General features: G+C 64.9%; 2 protein-coding genes. Both read left to right on the top strand.

Annotated features, from left to right (window positions below; translation table 11 throughout):
- Nucleotides 1-79: 79 nt before the first annotated feature.
- Nucleotides 80-1,093, top strand: a complete 1,014-nt coding sequence (gene galE, locus AAFX91_RS40205) for a UDP-glucose 4-epimerase GalE (RefSeq protein WP_394570190.1) — start codon at nt 80-82, stop codon at nt 1,091-1,093.
- A 123-nt stretch (nt 1,094-1,216) separates the two neighbouring features.
- Complete coding sequence (locus AAFX91_RS40200) at nt 1,217-3,025, top strand: ABC transporter ATP-binding protein (protein WP_130584024.1); 1,809 nt, start codon at nt 1,217-1,219, stop codon at nt 3,023-3,025.
- Nucleotides 3,026-3,229: the final 204 nt, after the last annotated feature.

Raw genomic sequence — 3,229 nt, 5'->3', positions numbered from 1 at the left:
CAACCCGCCCTGCCGCCTCAAGCGGCGGCCTCCTGTCCCTGATTATCGTGTCTCACGATAAGGGTGCACTTCAGTAGTCATGACCGTGCTCGTCACCGGCGGCGCCGGCTATATCGGAAGTCACATGGTGCGCGCGCTGGTCGATGCCGGCGAAAGCGTCGTGGTGGTCGACAACCTCTCCACCGGTTTCTCCGCCCTTCTGCCCGAAGGCGTGCCGCTGTTCATCGGCGATGCCGGCGACGAAAATCTCGTCGAGGGCGTGATCGCCCAGCATGGCGTCGAGAGCATCGTCCATTTCGCCGGCTCCGTGGTGGTCCCGGAATCGATGCGCGATCCGCTCGGCTACTACCGCAACAACACCATGACCACGCAGAGCCTGTTGAACGCGGCGGTCAGGTCCGGCGTCAGCCGCTTCATCTTCTCGTCCACCGCCGCCGTCTACGGCAACCCCGAAGAGGTGCCGGTGCCGGAGACCGCGCCGACGCGGCCGCTGTCGCCCTACGGCATGTCGAAGCTGATGACGGAGATCATGCTGCACGATGTGGCGACCGCCCACGGCATGAGCTATGTCGTGCTGCGCTATTTCAACGTCGCCGGCGCCGACCCGCTGGGCCGCATCGGGCTTTCCACCATCGGCGCGACGCATTTGCTCAAGGTCGCGGTCGAGGCTGCCACCGGCCAGCGCGCCAAGGTCGATGTGTTCGGCAGCGACTATCCGACGCCGGACGGTAGCTGCATCCGCGACTTCATCCATCTCACCGATCTCGCCGAGGCGCATCACGCCGCGCTGTCTTATTTGCGTGCCGGCGGCGGCTCGGTCACGCTGAATTGCGGCTATGGCCGCGGCTATTCGGTGCTGGAGACGATCGAGGCGGTGCGCCGCGTCTCCATGCGCAATTTCGCCGTGTCCCATGCGCCGCGCCGCCCCGGCGACATCATGACCATGGTCGCCGACACCGGCCGCATCCGCACGCTGCTGGACTGGACGCCGAAATACGACGATCTCGAAACCATCGCGGCGCATGCGCTGGCCTGGGAGCAAAAGCTGTTCCTGGAGCGCGGCGGCCCGCTCCAGCAGGCGGAATCGGCCTGAAAATCAAGCCGTTATTTGACTTGAAATTGGCTTGAAAAAACGCGCTTTCGCAGGCAAGGAGTCCCTCAAGCCTGACGCTGGCGCGCGCCCGCTTCCTAACAACGCGGCGTCAAGGGAACGCGGATGACCGAGCCTCCAAAAAAGATAACCGACGACCCCTATGGGGCGGCGATCCTGATTCGCCGTCTGATCGCCGAGCAAGGGCTCACCTATTGGCGGCGCTATCTGCAAGCGTTCGTCCTGATGGCGATATCGGCCGGCGCCACCGCCGGCGCCGCCTATATCCTGGGTCAGGTGATCAACCAGGCCTATATCGACAAGGACATTGCCGGCATCGCTCGTCTCTCCGGCGTCACGGTCATCCTGCTGTTCATCAAGGGCGTGGCGACCTACGGCCACACGGTGACCCTGTCGAAGATCAGCAATGCCATTCTCGCCAACAACCAGCGGCAGCTCTTCGCCAAGCTGATGAGCGAAAGCATCGGCTTCTTCTCCGAACGGCATTCGTCGGAATTCCTGGCACGGCTGACTGCCGGCGCCAAGTCCATCACCGACGTCCTCAACATGCTGATCAACGCCATCGGGCGCGATCTCTTGACGCTGATCGCCATGATCTGCGTGATGGTGTTCCAGGATCCGGTGCTGTCGTTCATTGGGCTCGTGGTGGTGCCGCCGGCGATGCTGATCCTGCGCAAGCTGGTGAAGCGCATCAAGGGCCTCGCCTACAACCAGTTCACCGGCACCGCCGACATCCTGGAGACCATGCAGGAATCGCTGCAGGGCATCCGCACCGTGAAGGCGTTCACGCTGGAAGAAACGATGAAGCGGCGCATCGACGCGAACATCACGGCCGTCGAGCGCAACGCCAACAAGATGGCGCGGGTCGCCAACCGCTCGAATCCGCTGATGGAGATGCTCGGCGGCTTCGCGGTGGCCGGCTGCCTGCTCTACGGCGGCTACAGCGTCGTCGCGCTCAACGCGACCCCCGGCGCATTCTTCTCCTTCATGACCGCCTTCCTGATGGCGACCGAGCCGGCAAAACGCCTGTCGCGGCTCAACATCGATCTCAACAGCCAGTTGGTCGGCGCGCGGATGCTGCTCGAAGTCGTCGACAGCCCCGCGAGCGAACGCTCCGACGACGACAAGCCGGCGCTGAAATTGACCGAAGCGCGGATCGAACTGCGCGATGTCGGCTTTGCCTATCGCGCCGACGCACCGGTGCTGAGCCACATGAGCTTCGTCGCCGAGCCCGGCAAGGTCACCGCGCTGGTCGGCCCCTCCGGCGGCGGCAAGTCCACGGTGCTGGCGCTGCTGCTTCGCTTCTATGAGGCGACGGAGGGCGACATCCTGATCGACGGCCAATCGATCGCCTCGGTGTCGCGGCGCTCGCTGCGCCAGCAGACCGCCTATGTCGGCCAGGACGTCTATCTGTTCCGCGACACCATCCGCAACAACATCGCCTTCGGCAAGCCCGGCGCCACCGAAGATGAGATCGTGGACGCGGCCAAGGCGGCCTGCGCGCATGACTTCATCACGGGCTTCCCGCTCGGCTATGACACCCCGGTCGGCGAGCTCGGCACGCAGCTTTCCGGCGGGCAGCGCCAGCGCATCGCGGTGGCGCGCGCGCTGATCAAGAACGCGCCGATCATCCTGCTCGACGAAGCGACCGCCGCGCTCGATTCCGAATCCGAAAAGCAGGTGCAGGAGGCGATCGAGCATCTCTGCCAGAACCGCACCACGATCGTGATCGCGCACCGGCTGCACACCATCATGCATGCGGATGCGATCCTGGTGGTCGAGGGCGGCCAGATCGTCGAGCGCGGACGTCACGACGAGCTGCTCCGCCGCGGCGGCCGCTACGCCTCCTTCTTCCGCCTGCAGCACCACGACACCCGCCCGCTCACGCTGGCCCCGATCAGCGCCACCGGTTAGAGCATGATGACAACAGCAACCAACACGACGCTGCGCCCCCTCTCCCGCTTGCGGGAGAGGGTTGGGGTGAGGGTGCCTCCACGATGGGACTTTCCGTGGGGAGAGAACCCTCACCCGGCGCTACGCGCCGACCTCCCCCGCAAGCGTAGGGCTATCGCATATGGGCGAGGGCGCGGAGAAGGAAGTCGTTGTTCCATCTGGCCT

Origin of the sequence: Bradyrhizobium sp. 31Argb (genome assembly GCF_043638955.1) — a bacterium.
Taxonomy (GTDB): domain Bacteria; phylum Pseudomonadota; class Alphaproteobacteria; order Rhizobiales; family Xanthobacteraceae; genus Bradyrhizobium.
The sequence above is the reverse complement of the archived record's forward strand: the minus strand, read 5'-3'. Positions and strand labels throughout refer to the sequence as shown.